Raw genomic sequence first — 15,673 nt, forward strand, 5'->3', positions numbered from 1 at the left:
CGTGCGCTTTTGACATTCGCGCTTCGCGCCCCTCCCTCTGGCCGGTATCCGGGCTGGCGACCTTCAATCCCGCCTTCCCACGCGTGACGCGCAGTGGCACACTCGCGAGTTGAACCGGCGTTGAACCGGAACACGCGATGGGGATCGAACTGCAAAGCGCGAACTGCTCTGCTGCATCTGCAGTATTGAACTGCAATACGAGCACGCGAATGCGGTCGCTTACCGTTGCGGGGGCAGCGCAGGTTGGCGCGTTCAGATGAACCGCGCGCCCTGCTTCCCGTTTAACTGCGCGCACGGTGAATGCGCGCGGGCACCAGAGTGCGGCCAGTGTATGAGCGCCCTCTGAGCGAGTCAAGAATGCGAGCCGCGCGTGCGTTCGATTCCGACAGGGTCGAGCTATTGTCCGACGCACACGCCGGCACGGGAGTAGTTTTTCTTCTTCAGTTGAAAAAAGCCTGCAAAAAGCGGTGTTGTTACGTCTCGAAACGAGACAATTGTCGGAACGTGCGACATTCCGCGCTAAAATGCGATGTCTTTAGAGGACGCAGCACATGCTCACCGAACTCGAAACACTCTCACAGAATATCGGCAAGCTGATCGCGATCAGCCAGCGCCACAATGAAGCGCGCGTCGCGCTCGAAGAGCAACTCGCCCAATCGCGCGCCGAAGCCGAAGCCACGCGCACGGAACTTGCACTGCTGCGCGAGGAACGCGATGCACTGGAGGCCGAGCGCGACGCGCTGTCGGCCAAGATCGACGACGCTCAGGTGCGTCTGAACGCGATCCTCGAGAAATTGCCGCGTGCGCGCGCGCATCACGAGCCGGACAACCAGCTCGATCTGCTCGAGCCCGCTCAGCATGAAGTGGAAGCGGAGAGCGACGCCACTCGCCACGGAGAAAATGCATGACCACCAAGCAGATCGAAGTATCGATTCTCGGCGTGCCCTATCGTCTCGCCTGCTCGCCGGAAACGGAAGGCGCGCTGCTCGAGGCAGTCGCGCGAGTCGACGCCGAAATGTCGAAGATCCGCAATAACAGCAATGTGCGCGGCACGGATCGCATTGCCGTCATGGCTGCGCTGTCGCTGGCATCCGAACTGCTTAAGCTGCAACAAAGCGTGCGTCACGGAGAAGCATTTCCTGCTGAGGAAATCCGGCGTACAATGCATCAAATGAACGAACAACTGGGCACTGTCATCGCGCAGTACAGCGTGCAGTAACCAGTGGTTGCAAGTAGTGCTGGAGTGGGTGCAGTACTGCTGACCGGTCTTGCGACCGGTCGGGAATTCAGGCGAAAGCGCGCAAGCGCAGCGTTCGTGAAGCATGCACGAACCACGCATCGCAAACGTTTGAATTCAGTCGTTTTAGTTTCATCGGTTTAGCTTCCCTGCCTGGTTCGCCAAGGTCATATATTCCTTGAACCAATGCCATGTGCACGGTTGCGGAAATTTGTAGCACGGGCGTGCGCGTCACTCTGTCTGATGTACCCGAAGTGCTGCTAACTGCGACCAATTCTGAACCCCCGGTTCAGGATGCCGGCCTAGCGGCTAAGGCGGGGACCTTATTTGGAACGGCATCGGACTTGCGTCCGGTGCCGTTTTTGTTTGTGCGTCGCGTTCTGCGTCTCGGTTTTGCATGTCTGTCTCGCGGCTGCGTTTTGCAGTTGTATGTTGCAGCGGTTTCCCCTGCTTCTTCAAACCCTTAACGTTCAACGTTCAATTCGATTCATGCGCTACTGGCTAATGAAGTCCGAACCGGACGAAGCAAGCATCGACCATCTCGCCAACGCCCCGCACCGCACGCTGCCCTGGACCGGCGTGCGCAACTATCAGGCGCGCAACTTCATGCGCGATGCCATGCAGATCGGTGACGGCGTGCTGTTCTATCACTCGAGTTGTCCGGAGCCCGGAATCGCAGGGCTCGCGGAGGTCGCGTCCACGGCATATCCGGACCCCACGCAGTTCGACAGCAAGAGTCCGTATTACGACCCCAAGTCCTCGCAGGAAACGCCGCGCTGGCTGCTCGTCGACGTCGTGTTCAAGAAGAAGATTCCGCTGATTCCGCTCGCGGCCTTGCGCGAACACGACGAGTTGAAAGACATGCGCGTGCTGGCACGAGGCAACCGCTTGTCGATCACGCCTGTGACCGAAGCGGAGTGGCGCTTCATCACGAAGCGGCTTGTTTGAACTCGCCGGGTTCCTGGCAGTGCCTCGGCGCTCCTGCGATTGGACGCGGGCGACGTTGTGAGCAAAGGTTGCAGCAACGTTAAATTAGGGAACCAAGCTCAGGTTACAGGCGCCTAACGGACTCGCAAACGGCTCGGGCAACGCTGCGCCGCCGTTGCATCGCGCGGGGGTCTCGCGTAGTTCTCGCGTAGTTCTCGCGTAGTTCTCGCGTAGTTCTCGCGTAGTTCTCGCGTAGTTCTCGCGTAGTTCTCGCGAACCTCTCCCGTTTTTCGCGCGCCATCGTGTTCAAGCAAGGAGTCCAACAATGACCAAACACACCGCACGTGCACTCGCTTTCGCGCTTGTCTGCGCCGCACCTGCTGCGCTCGTGCTCTCGCCCGCCGTCGCGCGCGCGCAGAGCGTCGCGCCCTATCAACCGGCCGGCGTGCTGTCGCTGAATGCGCAGGCGAGCGCGGAGGTACCGCAAGACGTCGTGGACATTACGCTGTTCTACGAGCAGGAGGCGAGCGATCCGTCGGCGCTGACCTCAACGCTGAATCAGCGCGCGGATTCCGCGCTGCAAAAAGCGAAGGGCGTGAGCGGCGTGACCGCGCGCACGGGTTCGTTCTCGATCTATCCGTCCACCGACCGCGACGGGCGCATCTCCGCGTGGCGCGGCCGCACGGAAATCGTGCTGGAGTCGCACGACTTCGCGGCGGCGTCGAAGCTCGCGGGGCAAATGGCTTCCATCATGCAGGTGGGCAACGTCCAGTTCTCGCTGTCGCCCGCAGCGCAGCGCGCCGCCGAGCAGAAGCTGACCGGCGAGGCGATCCACTCGTTCCGCGAGCAGGCGGCGTCGTCCGCGCAGGCTTTCGGCTACAGCGGCTATTCGATTCGCGAGGTCAACGTCGGGCACAACGGCGTGATGCCGCGGCCCGTCATGATGATGAGCGCGCGCGCCATGGGCGCCGACGCGAAGATGGCGGCGCCGGTGTCGATAGAAGGCGGCACGTCGACGGTGACGGTCAACGTGTCGGGCTCGGTGCAAATGAAGTAGCGCGCGGCCACCCCGCCGGGTTGTAGCACTCAACGAAAACGCCACCGCATGCAGTTCATGCGGTGGCGTTTTGCTGTCAATCGCTTGCGCGCGTAACGCGCCGCGCGTTACGGCAACGCGTGCGCGGTTTCGCTGCGGCCACGGCGATACGACCACACGAGCATGGCAATGCCCCCGAGGATCATCGGCAGCGAGAGCCATTGACCCATCGAGAGGCCCATCGCGAGCAGTCCGAGAAAGTCATCGGGCTCGCGTGCGAATTCGACCGTGAAGCGCGCGAGGCCATAGCCGATCAGGAAGACCGCGGAAATCGCGCCGAGCGGCTTCGGTTTGCGCGAGAAGAAAAACAGCACGAAGAAGAGTGCGACGCCTTCGAGCGCGATCTCATACAACTCCGAAGGATGACGCGGCAGCATGTGATATTGCGCGAACACTTCGTTCAGATGCCATTGCGCGGCCAGTTGCGGATGCGCGGAGAGCCACGCGGCGTCGTCGGGCGCGGCGCCGGGAAAGAGCATGGCCCACGGCGCGGACGGATCCGTCACGCGCCCCCACAACTCCCCGTTGATGAAGTTGCCGAGCCGCCCCGCCGCGAGGCCAGTCGGCACCATCGGCGCGACGAAGTCTGTGACCTGCAGCCACGAGCGCTTGCGCTGATACGCAAACAGCATCATCGCGAACGTGACGCCGAGAAAGCCGCCGTGAAACGACATGCCGCCTTCCCAGACCTTGAAGATATCGAGCGGATGCGCAAAGTAAAAGCTGGCCTTGTAGAACAGCACATAGCCGAGCCGGCCGCCGAGAATCGTGCCGAGCACGCCGTAAAACAGCATGTCGTCGATGTCTTTGGCCGTCCAGCCTTGGGCCGCGACGTACGGCAAACGCAACCGGAGCCGGCCGACGACAATCGCCGCGATGAACGCGACGAGGTACATCAGTCCATACCAGCGCACGGCAAGCGGCCCCAGGTGAATGGCGACGGGGTCGAAGTTCGGGTGAATGAGCATCGTGTTGTTATGGGCAGTTCGGGTTCAGAAGCTTGTTTGTATGACGACGGGCGGCGCGCGCAGCCTGCGTTGGACGGCTCAGCGCGTAATGCGTTCGCGGCCGCCGCGCTAATTTTCGGGCCTGTCTGGCTGCGCCGCGACATGGGACGCCGTCGGCTGCCCCGCGGGCTCGGACGTAGCCGGCTGCGCCACCACAGCCGCAGCATGAGCCCGCACGATGTCGATGAAGCCCGCGAGCACCGGACTCACCTCAGCGCTGCGCCAGACGAGACCTGTCTCGATAGCCGGCACGGACTCCGACAGCGGCCGGTACACAACACCCGTGCGGCGCAGGTTACGCAGCGATTGCGGCACCAGTGCGACACCCATGCCGGCCGACACGAGACTCACGATGGTCTGCATCTGTATCGCCTCCTGACCGACCCGCGGCGCGAGCCCCGCCACGCCGTAGCAATCCATAATGATGTCATAAAAGCCCGGCGCCAAACGTCTTGGGAAGACGACGAGCGGCGCATCGGCCACTTCCCGCAGGCTGACCGGCGCGTCGAGCCATTCCGCGCGCGGATCGCCGGCACTGCCCGCGGCCGCCGCCACGCGCGCCGCCGTCTCGGTCGACATTGCAATGACGAGCGGTTCGCGCTCGATCGGCAACCACGACAACTGCGTGGCATGCCGCAACGGCAGCGGCGCGATGACGAGCCCCGCGTCGATGCGCCCGGCCATGAGTTCGTCCACCTGCACGTCGCTCGTGGCCTCCGTTAGTTCGAGCCGCACCCGCGGATGACGCGCGCCGAAGTCGCGCAACAGGCGCGGCAGCAAGCCATAGTCAGCCGTCGACACGAATGCGAGCGACAGCACGCCCGCCTCGCCGCGCGCGAGAGACTGCGCGAGCGGCCGCAGGCCTTCCGCGCCCGCCAGCAGGCGCTGCACTTCAGGCAACAGGTCGGCGCCGACGCGCGTCAGCTCCACCGAGCGCTTGGTGCGCGCGAACAGTTCGACGCCGAGCGTCTCCTCCAGCGCGCGAATCGCCTGCGACAGCGGCGGCTGCGTCATCGACAGGCGCGCGGCCGCGCGGCCGAAGTGCTTTTCTTCGGCGACGGTCACGAAATAGCGCAACTGACGCAGGTCGGGAACGGCTGGCAGCATGATTAATACATTTTACGACCTAATCGGCCATCAATAATATATTGGACACGCATATCGCAAAATAGCATTCTGGGCCGACGCGTCCGAACTACACTGGACCGACCAGCAAAACAAACAGACTGGAGCTCCCCATGCCTTACAACCGTCGTTCGAAGAACATCACGCAGGGCGTGGCCCGTTCGCCGAACCGCTCGATGTACTACGCGCTTGGCTATCAGAAGGAAGACTTCGACAAGCCGATGATCGGCATTGCAAATGGCCACTCGACAATCACGCCGTGCAACGCCGGCCTGCAGCGTCTGGCCGACGCGGCCGTCGCCGCGGTCAAGGGCGCGGACGCGAATCCGCAGACCTTCGGCACGCCGACCATCTCCGACGGCATGTCGATGGGCACCGAGGGCATGAAGTACTCGCTGGTGTCGCGCGAAGTGATCGCCGACTGCATCGAGACCTGCGTGCAAGGCCAGTGGATGGACGGCGTCGTCGTGATAGGCGGCTGCGACAAGAACATGCCCGGCGGCATGATCGGCCTCGCGCGCATGAACGTGCCCGGCATCTACGTGTACGGGGGCACGATCCGTCCGGGCAACTGGAAGGGCACCGACCTGACCATCGTGTCGTCGTTCGAGGCGGTCGGCGAATTCACGGCGGGCCGCATGTCGCAGGAAGATTTCGAAGGGGTCGAAAGAAACGCGTGCCCGTCCACGGGTTCGTGCGGCGGCATGTACACGGCCAACACGATGAGCTCGTCGTTCGAGGCGCTCGGCATGTCGCTGCTGTACTCGTCGACGATGGCGAACCCCGACCAGGAAAAAGTCGACTCCGCCGCCGAATCGGCGCGGGTGCTCGTCGAAGCGGTCAAGAAAGACCTCAAGCCGCGCGACATCATCACGAAGAAATCGATTGAAAACGCCGTGGCGCTGATCATGGCGACGGGCGGCTCGACCAACGCCGTGCTGCACTATCTGGCGATCGCCCACGCCGCGGAAGTGGAATGGACCATCGAGGACTTCGAGCGCATGCGCAAGAAGGTGCCGGTCATCTGCAACCTGAAGCCGTCGGGCCAGTACGTCGCGACGGATCTGCACAAGGCCGGCGGCATTCCTCAGGTCATGAAGATTCTGCTCGACGCGGGGCTTTTGCACGGCGACTGCATCACCATCACCGGCAAGACGCTCGCCGAGGAACTCAAAGACGTGCCGGCCAAGCCGCGCGCGGACCAGCAGGTGATTTTTCCGATCGAACAGGCGCTGTACAAGGAAGGCCACCTCGCGATCCTGAAGGGCAATCTGGCGGAAGACGGCGCGGTCGCGAAAATCACCGGTCTGAAGAACCCGGTGATCACCGGCCCGGCGCGCGTATTCGACGACGAGCAAAGCGCGCTCGAAGCGATTCTGGCGGACAAAATCGTCGCCGGCGACGTCGTCGTGTTGCGCTACCTCGGGCCGAAGGGCGGTCCGGGCATGCCGGAAATGCTCGCGCCGACATCGGCGATCATCGGCAAGGACCTGGGCGAAAGCGTCGGTCTCATCACCGACGGGCGCTTTTCGGGCGGCACGTGGGGCATGGTGGTCGGCCACGTCGCGCCGGAAGCGTTCGTGGGCGGCACGATCGGCCTCGTGCAGGAAGGCGATTCCATCACCATCGACGCACACCGGTTGCTGCTGCAACTGAACGTCGACGACGCCGAACTGCAGCGCCGCCGCGCCGCCTGGCAACAACCGAAGCCGCGTTACACGCGGGGCGTGCTGGCCAAGTACTCGGCTCTCGCGCTACCCGCCAACAAGGGCGCGGTCACGGGCTGACGACGGGCGGCTTCGGGCGGAGCAGGCTGCACAAGCTCCGCGACGGCGGCGGCATGGCGCGGCGCTCTGATGAAGCATTCTCAAGCAGCGACCTGCACAGATCCGGCCGCCATGCCTACGTAAAAGCGAAAGGGGCGCACGAAAAACCGTGTGCCCCTTTCCTTTTATAATGCTGGCACCACAAGTCGGGCAACTGCACCGGCGGAGACCAGAATGAAATCAATGTCGTATGCGGTGCTTGCAGCGGCTGCGGTGTCCGCCGCCCTTTCCATCGGCGTCAGCGCGACGGCGCATGCGGAAGCGGCGACCGGGCTCGCGCTTGCACAACAGCAGAACTGCATGAGCTGCCACTCGGTAGCGCGCCCATTCATGGGGCCGGCGCTGCACGACGTCGCCGCAAAATACTCGGGCCGCGAGGACGCCGCCACCTACCTGAAGCACAAGATTCTTGACGGCAGCACCGGCGTGTGGGGCCAGGTGCCGATGCCCGCCAACACGCAGCTCACGCCCGAGCAGGCCGCGACGCTGGCAAGCTGGGTGTTGACGTTGAAGTAGCCGGGCTCGCGCCGCGCGAATGCGTCTGGGCGCGCGTGAACTGTGCTGTCCAAAGCAGCCAGGTTGCAATCCATACGCGACCATCACGCGCCGGAGGTTCGCCGCGCCACCTCCGCTTCAACCGCTTCGCGTACCCAGCCGGTCATTTCTTTTTCCAGCGTCGATACGACTTCGCGCGTGATCTGATCGACGAGCCGCGTGGTGTGCTCCTCGACGGCGCTGCGGCAGCGCGCTTCGACGATAGTGAGTCCGTCGCCCGCAAGGAAACCCGCAAACCGTTCGCGTAGACGTCCGGCGATGAGCTCTGCGTTCACGCCGCGAGGCAGCTCCTCGCCGCCTTCCTGCGCGATGTCCGGCGGGACCGTGGCGCCGGCTTCGAGCGGCGGCGGCGGCTCGGTCCGGTCGAACACCCCCGCCGATGCCGCGAGCACCTCGTCATGCGCGTGCTCGGCTTCCTCTGCGCGGTGGGCGTCGTCGGAATGGATTGTAGGCCGACCGGGAACCGCAGCGGGCTCCGGTGCGAGCACGGGCTCGGGAGCCAGCGTGTCTTCCGGCGACAGCACCGGCTGCGGCGCGAGCTCGGGCTCCGCTTGCAAACCGGGCTCACGAAGCTCCTCGGATGCGCGCAGCGGCGTGTCAGCCGGACGAGCAGCGGAAGTCGAGGCCGGAGCGGCCGAAGTCGACGCCGGAGCGCCGGCCGGTGAGACCGGAGCAGCAGGAGTCGTGGCCGATGGGACGGAAGTCGCGGCCGGCGAGGTGGCCGGCGCAGCGCCGCTCTGCGGCTCGCGCCGCTGTGCCGCGTGACCCGGCACGAGCACTTCTTGCAGAATGGGGATCGAGTTATCGTTGGGATCGGACACGTGCGCCCTCCGTGTTTGAGTCGTAGCAATAGCGGGCCGCGTGTGCGTCGAGCGCCTCGTCAGACCGCAACGCGAAGCACAACGCGAGGTAGGACGAAAGCCTAGCCGCCCTGCTTGTAGTTGTTCAAAGCATAGCCGCGATCGCGATAGAAACGGTAGCGCTCGCGGCCGGCGATGAGCTCGTCATGTGCGTTACCGACCACTTCGAGCAATCTTTCGAAGCGCGCGAACTGCGCGGGGACGCTTGCGCCCAGATTGAGCAGCACCTGGTGATGCGGAACGTCGTCGAGATTCGCAGCCAGCACGATCGGCGTGTGTGCAGCGAGCGGCGTGCCCGCCATGCAGTGCGGCACGAAGTCGAGCGCCGAAAAAGTCCACAACTGCTCGTCGAACGCGCGCAGCCGCTCCGGCTCCGCGACGACGATGGTGGGCTGCCCCGCCTGGTATGCCTTGCGCGCGAGGCGGCACGCATACAGCAGCGAGTCGCCGACGTTCGAATGAAAATCGATTCGAGTCATCGGCGGCTCCGCTGTGCGCTTTTTGCCGACAGGGCAAACATTCCGGCGCGCGCGACCTTACTGCAATGCGTCATGGGGCAAGGCGGCCGTCCGCGGCCCGACCATCCGCGGCCCGGTCGATCAGAAACTGCGCGAGCAAGGGCACCGGACGACCCGTCGCCCCCTTCGCCGCGCCGCTCTTCCAGGCCGTACCGGCGATGTCGAGGTGCGCCCACGGATACGCGTCGGTGAAGCGCGACAGGAAGCACGCGGCCGTCACGCTGCCCGCCGGACGCCCGCCGATATTGGCGATGTCCGCGAAGTTGGACTTGAGCTGCTCCTGGTACTCGTCGTCGAGCGGCAGGCGCCACGCCGGGTCCGACGCCTCGCGCGACGCATCGAGCAGCTCGCCCGCAAGCGCGTCGTCCTTCGAGAACAGACCGCTGTTGTGATGGCCGAGCGCGATGATGCAGGCGCCTGTGAGCGTGGCAATGTCGATCACCGCGGCCGGCTTGAAGCGCTCGGCGTACGTGAGCGCGTCGCACAGAATCAGGCGGCCTTCGGCGTCGGTGTTGAGGACTTCGATCGTCAGCCCCTTCATGCTGGTGACGATGTCGCCCGGCTTGGTCGCCGTGCCCGAGGGCATGTTCTCGACAGCCGGAATGATGCCGACCACGTTGATCTTCAGGCCCATTTCGGCGACCGCGCGCAGCGTGCCCAGCACGGAGCCCGCGCCGCACATGTCGTACTTCATTTCATCCATGGCATCGCCCGGCTTGAGCGAAATGCCGCCCGTGTCGAACGTCACACCCTTGCCCACCAGTACCACCGGCGCGGCCTTCGCGGCGCCGCCCTGGTACTGCAGCACGATGAACTGCGCGGGCTCGACCGCTCCGGCCGTGACCGACAGGAAGGAGCCCATCTTCAGCGCTTCGCATTGCTTTTCGCCGAGCACCTCGACCTTCAGCTTCCAGTCTTTCGCGAGCTTTTTCGCGGTGTTCGCGAGATAGGTGGGCGTGCACACGTTGCTCGGCAGATTGCCGAGGTCGCGCGTCAGATCCATGCCGTTGGCGAGCGCGGCGCCCTGCTTCGCGGCGAGCTTGGCGGCCTTCTCGTCGCCGGTATTCACGCTGAAGACGATGCGTTTCAACGCCCGCGCCGAGTTGTCCGGCTTGCTCTTCATTTGCGTAAACTTGTAGGTCAGTTCGCGCAACGCGAGGATCGCGGCGCGCACGCCCCAGTCGGCCGACCGCTCGAGGATAGGCAGTTGCGCCAGCGTGAAGGTGACCTGCACGATCCGGGTGGCGAGAAGCGCGCGCCATGCTGCGCGCACCGCTTCGCCGTAGGCTTTCTGAGTGAAAGCGTCCTGTTTGCCGAGGCCGACGAGCAGCACGCGCGATGCGCCGATACCCGAGACTTCATGCAGGAACAGCGTGGTACCGGCCTTGCCGTCCATGTCGCCCGCCTTGATGATGCGGGTCAGGAGCCCCTTGGTGGCCGCGTCGATCTCAAGTGCCGCGCCCGAGAGCGTTTGCGACTCGAACACGCCGATTACGATGCAATCCGATTTTCCGGTGAGGAAACCGTTTGTCGAGCCTTTGGTCCAATCACAGGCTTTTATGCTAAAGTCCATCGCGCTTGTCCTCGGATAAAATCTGGGCTTAGGATGAAAGCCGCAATTATCCGCTATTTTTCCCGCGGCGGCTGCACCGGAGGCGTGACGGAAAGCAACCCGCGCGTCGCTGAGAGCGCCCCCTCTCGTCATCAATAATGATCTTCGAACGCTCCCTCCAGCGCGAACTCGCGTATACGGCTGGTGCCGTGTTCATGGTTCTGCTCACGCTCGTGCTGACCACGATGATGATCCGCATCGTCGGCTTCGCGGCGCAAGGCGAAATCGACCCGCGCGACGTGCTGGTCCTGATCGGCCTCACTGTGATCGGCTATCTCGCCATCATGCTCGTCGCCACGCTGTTCGTGTCGATCCTGTTCGTGCTCACGCGCTGGTACAAAGACTCCGAGATGGTCGTGTGGCTGTCCTCGGGCGTGAGTCTCACGCAATTCATCAAGCCGATCGGCATGTTCGCCACGCCGATCGTGATTCTCATCATGTTCTTCGTGTTCGTCGGCTGGCCGTGGTCCAATCAGCAAAGCAAGCTGATTCGCGCGCGTTTCCAGCAGCGCGACGAGGTTTCGCTGCTCGCGCCCGGCCAGTTCCGCGAATCCGCGAGCACGCATCGCGTGTTTTTCATCGAGAAGATGTCACCCGACCAGGGGCACGTGGAAAACGTATTCGTGACGAGCACGGAAAACGGCAAGGTCAACGTGGTCGTCTCGAAGAACGGCCACACGGAGACGCACAAGAACGGCGACCGCTTCGTCGTGCTGGAAAACGGCCGGCGTTATGAAGGCGAGCCGGGCCATCCGGATTTCCGCATCATGGAGTTCGAGCGTTACGGCGTGAAGATCGAAAGTCAGCCGGTCGTCAACACGCCCACTACCACGGGCACGCCCACACTGACGCTGCTGCGCAATCCGACGAACGAAAATCTCGCCGAATTCGCCTGGCGCGCGGGGCTGCCGCTCATCGCCATCAACCTGATGCTGCTGGCCATTCCGCTTGCGCACCAGAACCCGCGGCGCAGCCGCACCATCAATCTCGTGATGGCGGTGCTGATCTATCTGACGTATTCGAACCTGCTGAACGTGGTGCAGTCGTGGATCGAGCAAGGGAAGATGTCGTTCGGCGTCGGGCTCGTCATCCTGCATGTGATCGTGGCAGGCATTGTCGCGTTCATTTTCTGGCTGCGCGTGCGCAACCGGCCGCTCTTCACGCGCGCCATGTTCAGCCGTACGCAGGGAGCGTGACCAATGCGCATCTATGAAAGGTACTTTGCGCGTCAGGTCTACCTCACGTTCATTTTCATTCTGTTCGCGTTCTCGGGTCTGTTTTTCTTCTTCGACCTGATCAACGAACTGAACTCGGTCGGCCACGGCAACTATAAATTCCAGTACGCGGTTCTACGCGTCGCGCTGCAAACGCCGTCGCGCTTCTACGAGATCATTCCCGTCGCCGCGTTGATCAGTGCGATTTACGTGTTCGCGCAAATGGCCGCGAATTCGGAGTACACGATTTTCCGCGTGTCGGGACTCGCCACCAATCAGGCGCTGCGCTCGCTGCTGAAAATCGGCATTCCGCTGGTATTTCTCACCTATCTGATCGGCGAAGTGATCGGCCCGTACACGGATCAGTTGTCGGAGCGCGTGCGGCTCGAGGCGCTGGGATCGTCGGTGTCGAGCAACTTCCAGTCGGGCGTGTGGGTGAAGGACACGCTGACCGCGCGCGCGGACGGCGAGCAGGTCACGCGCTTTGTCAACGTCGGCGAACTGAGGCCGGACGCGACCATCAGCAACGTTCGGATCTACGAGTTCGACTCGAAATTCCGGCTCTCGAACGTGCGCATTGCTAAGAGCGGCGTTTATCAGCCGCCCGGTCATTGGCAATTGACAGGCGTGACGGACACGCAATTGATCGACGTACCCCCGCCTTCCGGCACGCCCGCCGACGCGCTGAATCCGGTGTATCGCGCGAAGCAGGTTGTGCTGCCTGAATATTCGCTGCGCTCGGAATTGACGCCGCAGATTCTGTCGGTGCTGCTGGTGTCGCCGGATCGCATGTCGATGTTCAACCTGTTCCGCTACATCCAGCATTTGACCGAGAACCATCAGGACACGCAGCGCTATGAAATCGCGCTATGGCGCAAGCTGCTGTATCCGTTTGCGGTGTTCGTGATGCTGGTGCTTTCGCTGCCCTTTGCGTATCTGCATACGCGAGCCGGCGTTGTCGGCATGAAGGTGTTCGGCGGGATCATGCTCGGCATGAGCTTCCAGTTGTTCAACACGTTGTTCTCGCATATCGGCACGCTGAACACGTGGCCCGCGCCCTTGACGGCGGCGACGCCGGGGCTGGTTTATCTGGTGCTCGGCCTCGTCGGGCTAAAGTGGGTTGATCGCCATTAGGAGCCCTCGCGATGGCTACGCATGGATTGATCCTGTTTGGTCACGGCGCACGCGATGTGCGGTGGCGTGAGCCGTTCGAGCGGCTGGCCACGAAGCTGCGCGCAGCGCGCGGCTCGGGCGGCGACGACGGGCATGTCCGTCTGGCTTTTCTTGAGCTGATGGAGCCGGACTTGCCCACCGCGGTGAGCCAGCTCGCGGCCGACGGCTGCGATGTCATTACCGTCGTGCCCGTGTTTTTTGGGCAAGGCGGGCATATCAGGAAGGACTTGCCCGATTTGATCGAGCGTTGCCGGCAGACGCTGCCTGCGGTGGAGATTCGCTGCGCCGGAGCGGTCGGCGAGGATGAGGCTGTGCTTGATGCTGTCGTGGGGTATTGTTTGCGGCAGGGTTGAAGTTTTTTAAGCCGCCACCAACACCCCACCCACGACAGACCTCACCACGTCCTTCGCCCCTTCCCGCTCCGCAAAAGCCTCGCCGATCATCAGCAAACTCGGCTGCGAAGCGTCCAGCCACCGCTGCGCTTCGCCAGCAGCGAGTGCTTCCAGCGTCAACGTCAACGTTCGCTCGCGTTCAGTGCTGCAAGCCTCGACAATCGCGACAGGCGTCGCTCGCGGCTTGCCCGCGTCGATCAGCTGTTGGGCAATCTCCACCCCGCTGTCACGGCCCATGTAGAACACGAGCGAATCCGCATTCACCTGCTCGCGGATTTCGTCGGAGCCGGGGGCCCGGCTGAACGTCGCCAAAGCTACGCTGCGCGAGACGCCGCGCAACGTCAATGAACGCTTCAGCGAGGCCGCGCTGGCGAGCGCGGCCGTAATGCCAGGCACCACCTCATAAGGGATGCCCGCCGCCTCCAACGCGCGCATTTCCTCGTCGGCACGGCCAAACAGCATGGGATCGCCTCCCTTCAGGCGCACCACGACCTCGTGTTCAAGCGCGGCGTCGACGATCTGCTTGTTGATGAACTGCTGCGCCGTGGACAACTGCCCGCAGCGCTTGCCCACCGCAATGCGCCGCGCGTGCGCCGGCGCGTAGTCCAGCATGGCCGGCTCGACGAGCGCGTCATGCAGAACGATGTCGGCGCTCGCGAGAAGCCGCGCGCCGCGCACCGTGATCAGGTCGGCGGCGCCGGGTCCCGCGCCGATCAGGTATACCTTGCCCATTAGCTCAAGCCTGTTGTTCAGTGCGCTCGCGCCGCGCGCGATAACCGGGCAGCGCGACAGCGCCGCCCGCTCGCCGCGCTTACGCGGAAAACGCGCGGATCATGCCGGCCGCGACGGTGTGATGCGTCGCCTCGTCGATCAGCACGAATGCGCCCGTGCCTTGATGCGAGTCATACACGTCACACACCAGCGGCTTTTGCAGCGTCAGCGCCACACGGCCGATGTCGTTCATCGCCAGTTCGTGGCGTTCGGTGGAGTGCGACAGCGTATGCACGTCGAGCACTTCCTTGACCGAACCGATGCGCGCGAACACGGTGTTCGTGGTCTGCTTCAGCAGATATTTGCGCTGCGTGGAGAGCGGCGTGTCGTCGAACCAGCACAGGTCGGCTTCGAGCTTCTTCGCCGGTTCTGGCGCCGCTTCGCGCAACACGAACGTATCGCCGCGCGACACGTCGACGTCTTCCGCGAGACGGATCGTCACCGTCTGACCGGCGAATGCGCGGTCGACCGCCGCCGTGCCGCCCACCACCGGCGCAATGATCTCCGCCACCGTGGCTTCACGGTTGGCCGGCAGCACGACGATCGTGTCGCCCACCGTCACTTCGCCCGATTCGACGCGGCCCATGTAGCCGCGGAAGTCGTCGGCCTGGCTGCCGTCCTGGCGCGCAACCCACTGCACCGGAAAGCGCAGCGCCTCACCCGTCGCCACTTCGACAGGCAGCGCTTCGAGCAGATCGAGGAGCGGCTCGCCCGCGTACCACGGCATGCGCTCGCTCGCGGTCACGATGTTATCGCCCTTCAGCGCCGACACCGGCACGAAGCGCACGTCAGACAGACCGAGTTGGCGCGCGAGTTCGACATACGCGTCGCGGATTTCGTTGAAACGCGTCTCGCTGTAATCGACCAAATCCATCTTGTTGATCGCGACGATCGCATGCTGCAAGCCGAGCAGCTTGACGATCGCGCTGTGACGTTTGGTCTGCGGCAACAGTTGCGCGACGCCGTCGACGAACGTCACGCGCGTCGCGTCGACGAGAATGATCGCCGCATGCGCGGTCGACGCGCCCGTCACCATGTTGCGCGTGTACTGCTCGTGGCCCGGCGTATCGGCGATGATGAACTTGCGTTTGGCGGTGGCGAAATAGCGATACGCGACGTCGATCGTAATGCCCTGCTCGCGTTCGGCTTCGAGACCGTCCGTCAACAGCGCGAGGTCGATTTCGTCGCCGACGGTGCGCTTGTTCTTCGCGCGCGACAACGCGGACAACTGGTCGGACAGCACAGCCTTGCTGTCGTACAGCAGGCGGCCGATCAGCGTGCTCTTGCCGTCGTCGACGCTGCCCGCGGTGATGAAGCGAAGCACGCCGAGGTCTTCAGGTTGGTGAATGCTGCTCATGAT

General features: G+C 63.7%; 16 protein-coding genes, 1 other RNA gene and 1 riboswitch. Of the genes, 10 read left to right on the top strand and 7 right to left on the bottom strand.

The genetic code is table 11. The annotated features are described in order from the left end of the window. Nucleotides 1-21: 21 nt before the first annotated feature. Nucleotides 22-333, bottom strand: a riboswitch (cobalamin riboswitch). Between the two features lie 218 nt (nt 334-551). The 5 genes from ACEN8U_RS27805 (at nt 552) to ACEN8U_RS27825 (ending at nt 3,221) form a co-directional block, all read left to right on the top strand. After that, nucleotides 552-908 (top strand): ATPase, encoded by a 357-nt coding sequence (locus ACEN8U_RS27805; protein ID WP_015001970.1) that lies wholly within the window; start codon nt 552-554, stop codon nt 906-908. Further along, nucleotides 905-1,219, top strand: coding sequence for a cell division protein ZapA (locus ACEN8U_RS27810; RefSeq protein WP_013338465.1), 315 nt, complete (start codon nt 905-907; stop codon nt 1,217-1,219). The genes ACEN8U_RS27805 and ACEN8U_RS27810 overlap by 4 nt, the downstream gene beginning before the upstream one ends. Before the next feature lie 161 nt (nt 1,220-1,380). Next, nucleotides 1,381-1,562: non-coding RNA, 6S RNA (ssrS, locus tag ACEN8U_RS27815), on the top strand. A 164-nt stretch (nt 1,563-1,726) separates the two neighbouring features. Then, on the top strand, nt 1,727-2,185 hold the full coding sequence (locus ACEN8U_RS27820) for an EVE domain-containing protein (RefSeq protein ID WP_015001969.1): 459 nt from the start codon (nt 1,727-1,729) through the stop codon (nt 2,183-2,185). A gap of 304 nt (nt 2,186-2,489) precedes the next feature. Further along, nucleotides 2,490-3,221, top strand: coding sequence for an SIMPL domain-containing protein (locus tag ACEN8U_RS27825; RefSeq protein WP_310105791.1), 732 nt, complete (start codon nt 2,490-2,492; stop codon nt 3,219-3,221). Between the two features lie 107 nt (nt 3,222-3,328). Here the strand turns inward: ACEN8U_RS27825 and lgt are convergent, their stop codons facing one another. Next, a complete protein-coding gene (lgt, locus tag ACEN8U_RS27830) occupies nt 3,329-4,228 on the bottom strand; it encodes a prolipoprotein diacylglyceryl transferase (RefSeq protein WP_013587465.1) in 900 nt (299 codons plus the stop codon). 108 nt (nt 4,229-4,336) lie between these two features. After that, complete coding sequence (locus tag ACEN8U_RS27835) at nt 4,337-5,374, bottom strand: LysR family transcriptional regulator (RefSeq protein WP_015001967.1); 1,038 nt, start codon at nt 5,372-5,374, stop codon at nt 4,337-4,339. A gap of 131 nt (nt 5,375-5,505) precedes the next feature. Here ACEN8U_RS27835 and ilvD point away from each other — a divergent pair, with 131 nt between their 5' ends. Together ilvD and ACEN8U_RS27845 are read left to right on the top strand one after the other, a co-directional pair. After that, nucleotides 5,506-7,179, top strand: a complete 1,674-nt coding sequence (gene ilvD / locus ACEN8U_RS27840; protein ID WP_310105788.1) for a dihydroxy-acid dehydratase — start codon at nt 5,506-5,508, stop codon at nt 7,177-7,179. Nucleotides 7,180-7,392: 213 nt separating this feature from the next. Next, the gene (locus ACEN8U_RS27845) at nt 7,393-7,734 is read left to right on the top strand and encodes a c-type cytochrome (RefSeq protein ID WP_013587462.1); all 342 of its coding nucleotides are present in this window, start codon (nt 7,393-7,395) and stop codon (nt 7,732-7,734) included. A gap of 83 nt (nt 7,735-7,817) precedes the next feature. Here ACEN8U_RS27845 and ACEN8U_RS27850 read toward each other — a convergent pair whose 3' ends face one another. The 3 genes from ACEN8U_RS27850 to ACEN8U_RS27860 form a co-directional block, all read right to left on the bottom strand. After that, a complete protein-coding gene (locus ACEN8U_RS27850; protein WP_310105785.1) occupies nt 7,818-8,594 on the bottom strand; it encodes a DUF2486 family protein in 777 nt (258 codons plus the stop codon). Between the two features lie 101 nt (nt 8,595-8,695). Then, on the bottom strand, nt 8,696-9,112 hold the full coding sequence (locus tag ACEN8U_RS27855; protein ID WP_028360381.1) for a DNA polymerase III subunit chi: 417 nt from the start codon (nt 9,110-9,112) through the stop codon (nt 8,696-8,698). A gap of 70 nt (nt 9,113-9,182) precedes the next feature. Beyond that, a complete protein-coding gene (locus tag ACEN8U_RS27860; protein WP_041745044.1) occupies nt 9,183-10,724 on the bottom strand; it encodes a leucyl aminopeptidase in 1,542 nt (513 codons plus the stop codon). Nucleotides 10,725-10,861: 137 nt separating this feature from the next. Here ACEN8U_RS27860 and lptF point away from each other — a divergent pair, with 137 nt between their 5' ends. Genes lptF through ACEN8U_RS27875 form a run of 3 tightly spaced genes read left to right on the top strand, consistent with a single transcriptional unit; the run spans nt 10,862 to nt 13,503 of the window. Beyond that, nucleotides 10,862-11,959, top strand: coding sequence for an LPS export ABC transporter permease LptF (gene lptF, locus ACEN8U_RS27865; protein WP_013587458.1), 1,098 nt, complete (start codon nt 10,862-10,864; stop codon nt 11,957-11,959). Between the two features lie 3 nt (nt 11,960-11,962). Next, nucleotides 11,963-13,111, top strand: a complete 1,149-nt coding sequence (lptG, locus tag ACEN8U_RS27870) for an LPS export ABC transporter permease LptG (protein WP_013587457.1) — start codon at nt 11,963-11,965, stop codon at nt 13,109-13,111. Nucleotides 13,112-13,122: 11 nt separating this feature from the next. Further along, a complete protein-coding gene (locus ACEN8U_RS27875; RefSeq protein WP_015001961.1) occupies nt 13,123-13,503 on the top strand; it encodes a sirohydrochlorin chelatase in 381 nt (126 codons plus the stop codon). A 6-nt stretch (nt 13,504-13,509) separates the two neighbouring features. Here the strand turns inward: ACEN8U_RS27875 and cobA are convergent, their stop codons facing one another. After that, nucleotides 13,510-14,274, bottom strand: a complete 765-nt coding sequence (cobA, locus tag ACEN8U_RS27880) for a uroporphyrinogen-III C-methyltransferase (protein ID WP_015001960.1) — start codon at nt 14,272-14,274, stop codon at nt 13,510-13,512. Nucleotides 14,275-14,353: 79 nt separating this feature from the next. Continuing rightward, a complete protein-coding gene (locus ACEN8U_RS27885; RefSeq protein ID WP_310105781.1) occupies nt 14,354-15,670 on the bottom strand; it encodes a sulfate adenylyltransferase subunit 1 in 1,317 nt (438 codons plus the stop codon). Nucleotides 15,671-15,673: the final 3 nt, after the last annotated feature.

This window comes from Paraburkholderia phenoliruptrix, from assembly GCF_047325075.1.
GTDB classification, from domain to species: Bacteria; Pseudomonadota; Gammaproteobacteria; order Burkholderiales; family Burkholderiaceae; genus Paraburkholderia; species Paraburkholderia phenoliruptrix.

Bases quoted from the DNA above. Each gene is read 5' to 3' on its own strand.
- ACEN8U_RS27805 (WP_015001970.1), top strand. From the start codon at position 552: ATGCTCACCGAACTCGAAACACTCTCACAGAATATCGGCAAGCTGATC.
- lptG (WP_013587457.1), top strand. From the start codon at position 11,963: ATGCGCATCTATGAAAGGTACTTTGCGCGTCAGGTCTACCTCACGTTC.
- ACEN8U_RS27860 (WP_041745044.1), bottom strand. From the start codon at position 10,724: ATGGACTTTAGCATAAAAGCCTGTGATTGGACCAAAGGCTCGACAAAC.
- ilvD (WP_310105788.1), top strand. From the start codon at position 5,506: ATGCCTTACAACCGTCGTTCGAAGAACATCACGCAGGGCGTGGCCCGT.
- ACEN8U_RS27845 (WP_013587462.1), top strand. From the start codon at position 7,393: ATGAAATCAATGTCGTATGCGGTGCTTGCAGCGGCTGCGGTGTCCGCC.
- ACEN8U_RS27820 (WP_015001969.1), top strand. From the start codon at position 1,727: ATGCGCTACTGGCTAATGAAGTCCGAACCGGACGAAGCAAGCATCGAC.
- ACEN8U_RS27835 (WP_015001967.1), bottom strand. From the start codon at position 5,374: ATGCTGCCAGCCGTTCCCGACCTGCGTCAGTTGCGCTATTTCGTGACC.
- ACEN8U_RS27855 (WP_028360381.1), bottom strand. From the start codon at position 9,112: ATGACTCGAATCGATTTTCATTCGAACGTCGGCGACTCGCTGCTGTAT.
- lgt (WP_013587465.1), bottom strand. From the start codon at position 4,228: ATGCTCATTCACCCGAACTTCGACCCCGTCGCCATTCACCTGGGGCCG.
- ACEN8U_RS27825 (WP_310105791.1), top strand. From the start codon at position 2,490: ATGACCAAACACACCGCACGTGCACTCGCTTTCGCGCTTGTCTGCGCC.
- ACEN8U_RS27885 (WP_310105781.1), bottom strand. From the start codon at position 15,670: ATGAGCAGCATTCACCAACCTGAAGACCTCGGCGTGCTTCGCTTCATC.
- cobA (WP_015001960.1), bottom strand. From the start codon at position 14,274: ATGGGCAAGGTATACCTGATCGGCGCGGGACCCGGCGCCGCCGACCTG.
- ACEN8U_RS27875 (WP_015001961.1), top strand. From the start codon at position 13,123: ATGGCTACGCATGGATTGATCCTGTTTGGTCACGGCGCACGCGATGTG.
- lptF (WP_013587458.1), top strand. From the start codon at position 10,862: ATGATCTTCGAACGCTCCCTCCAGCGCGAACTCGCGTATACGGCTGGT.
- ACEN8U_RS27810 (WP_013338465.1), top strand. From the start codon at position 905: ATGACCACCAAGCAGATCGAAGTATCGATTCTCGGCGTGCCCTATCGT.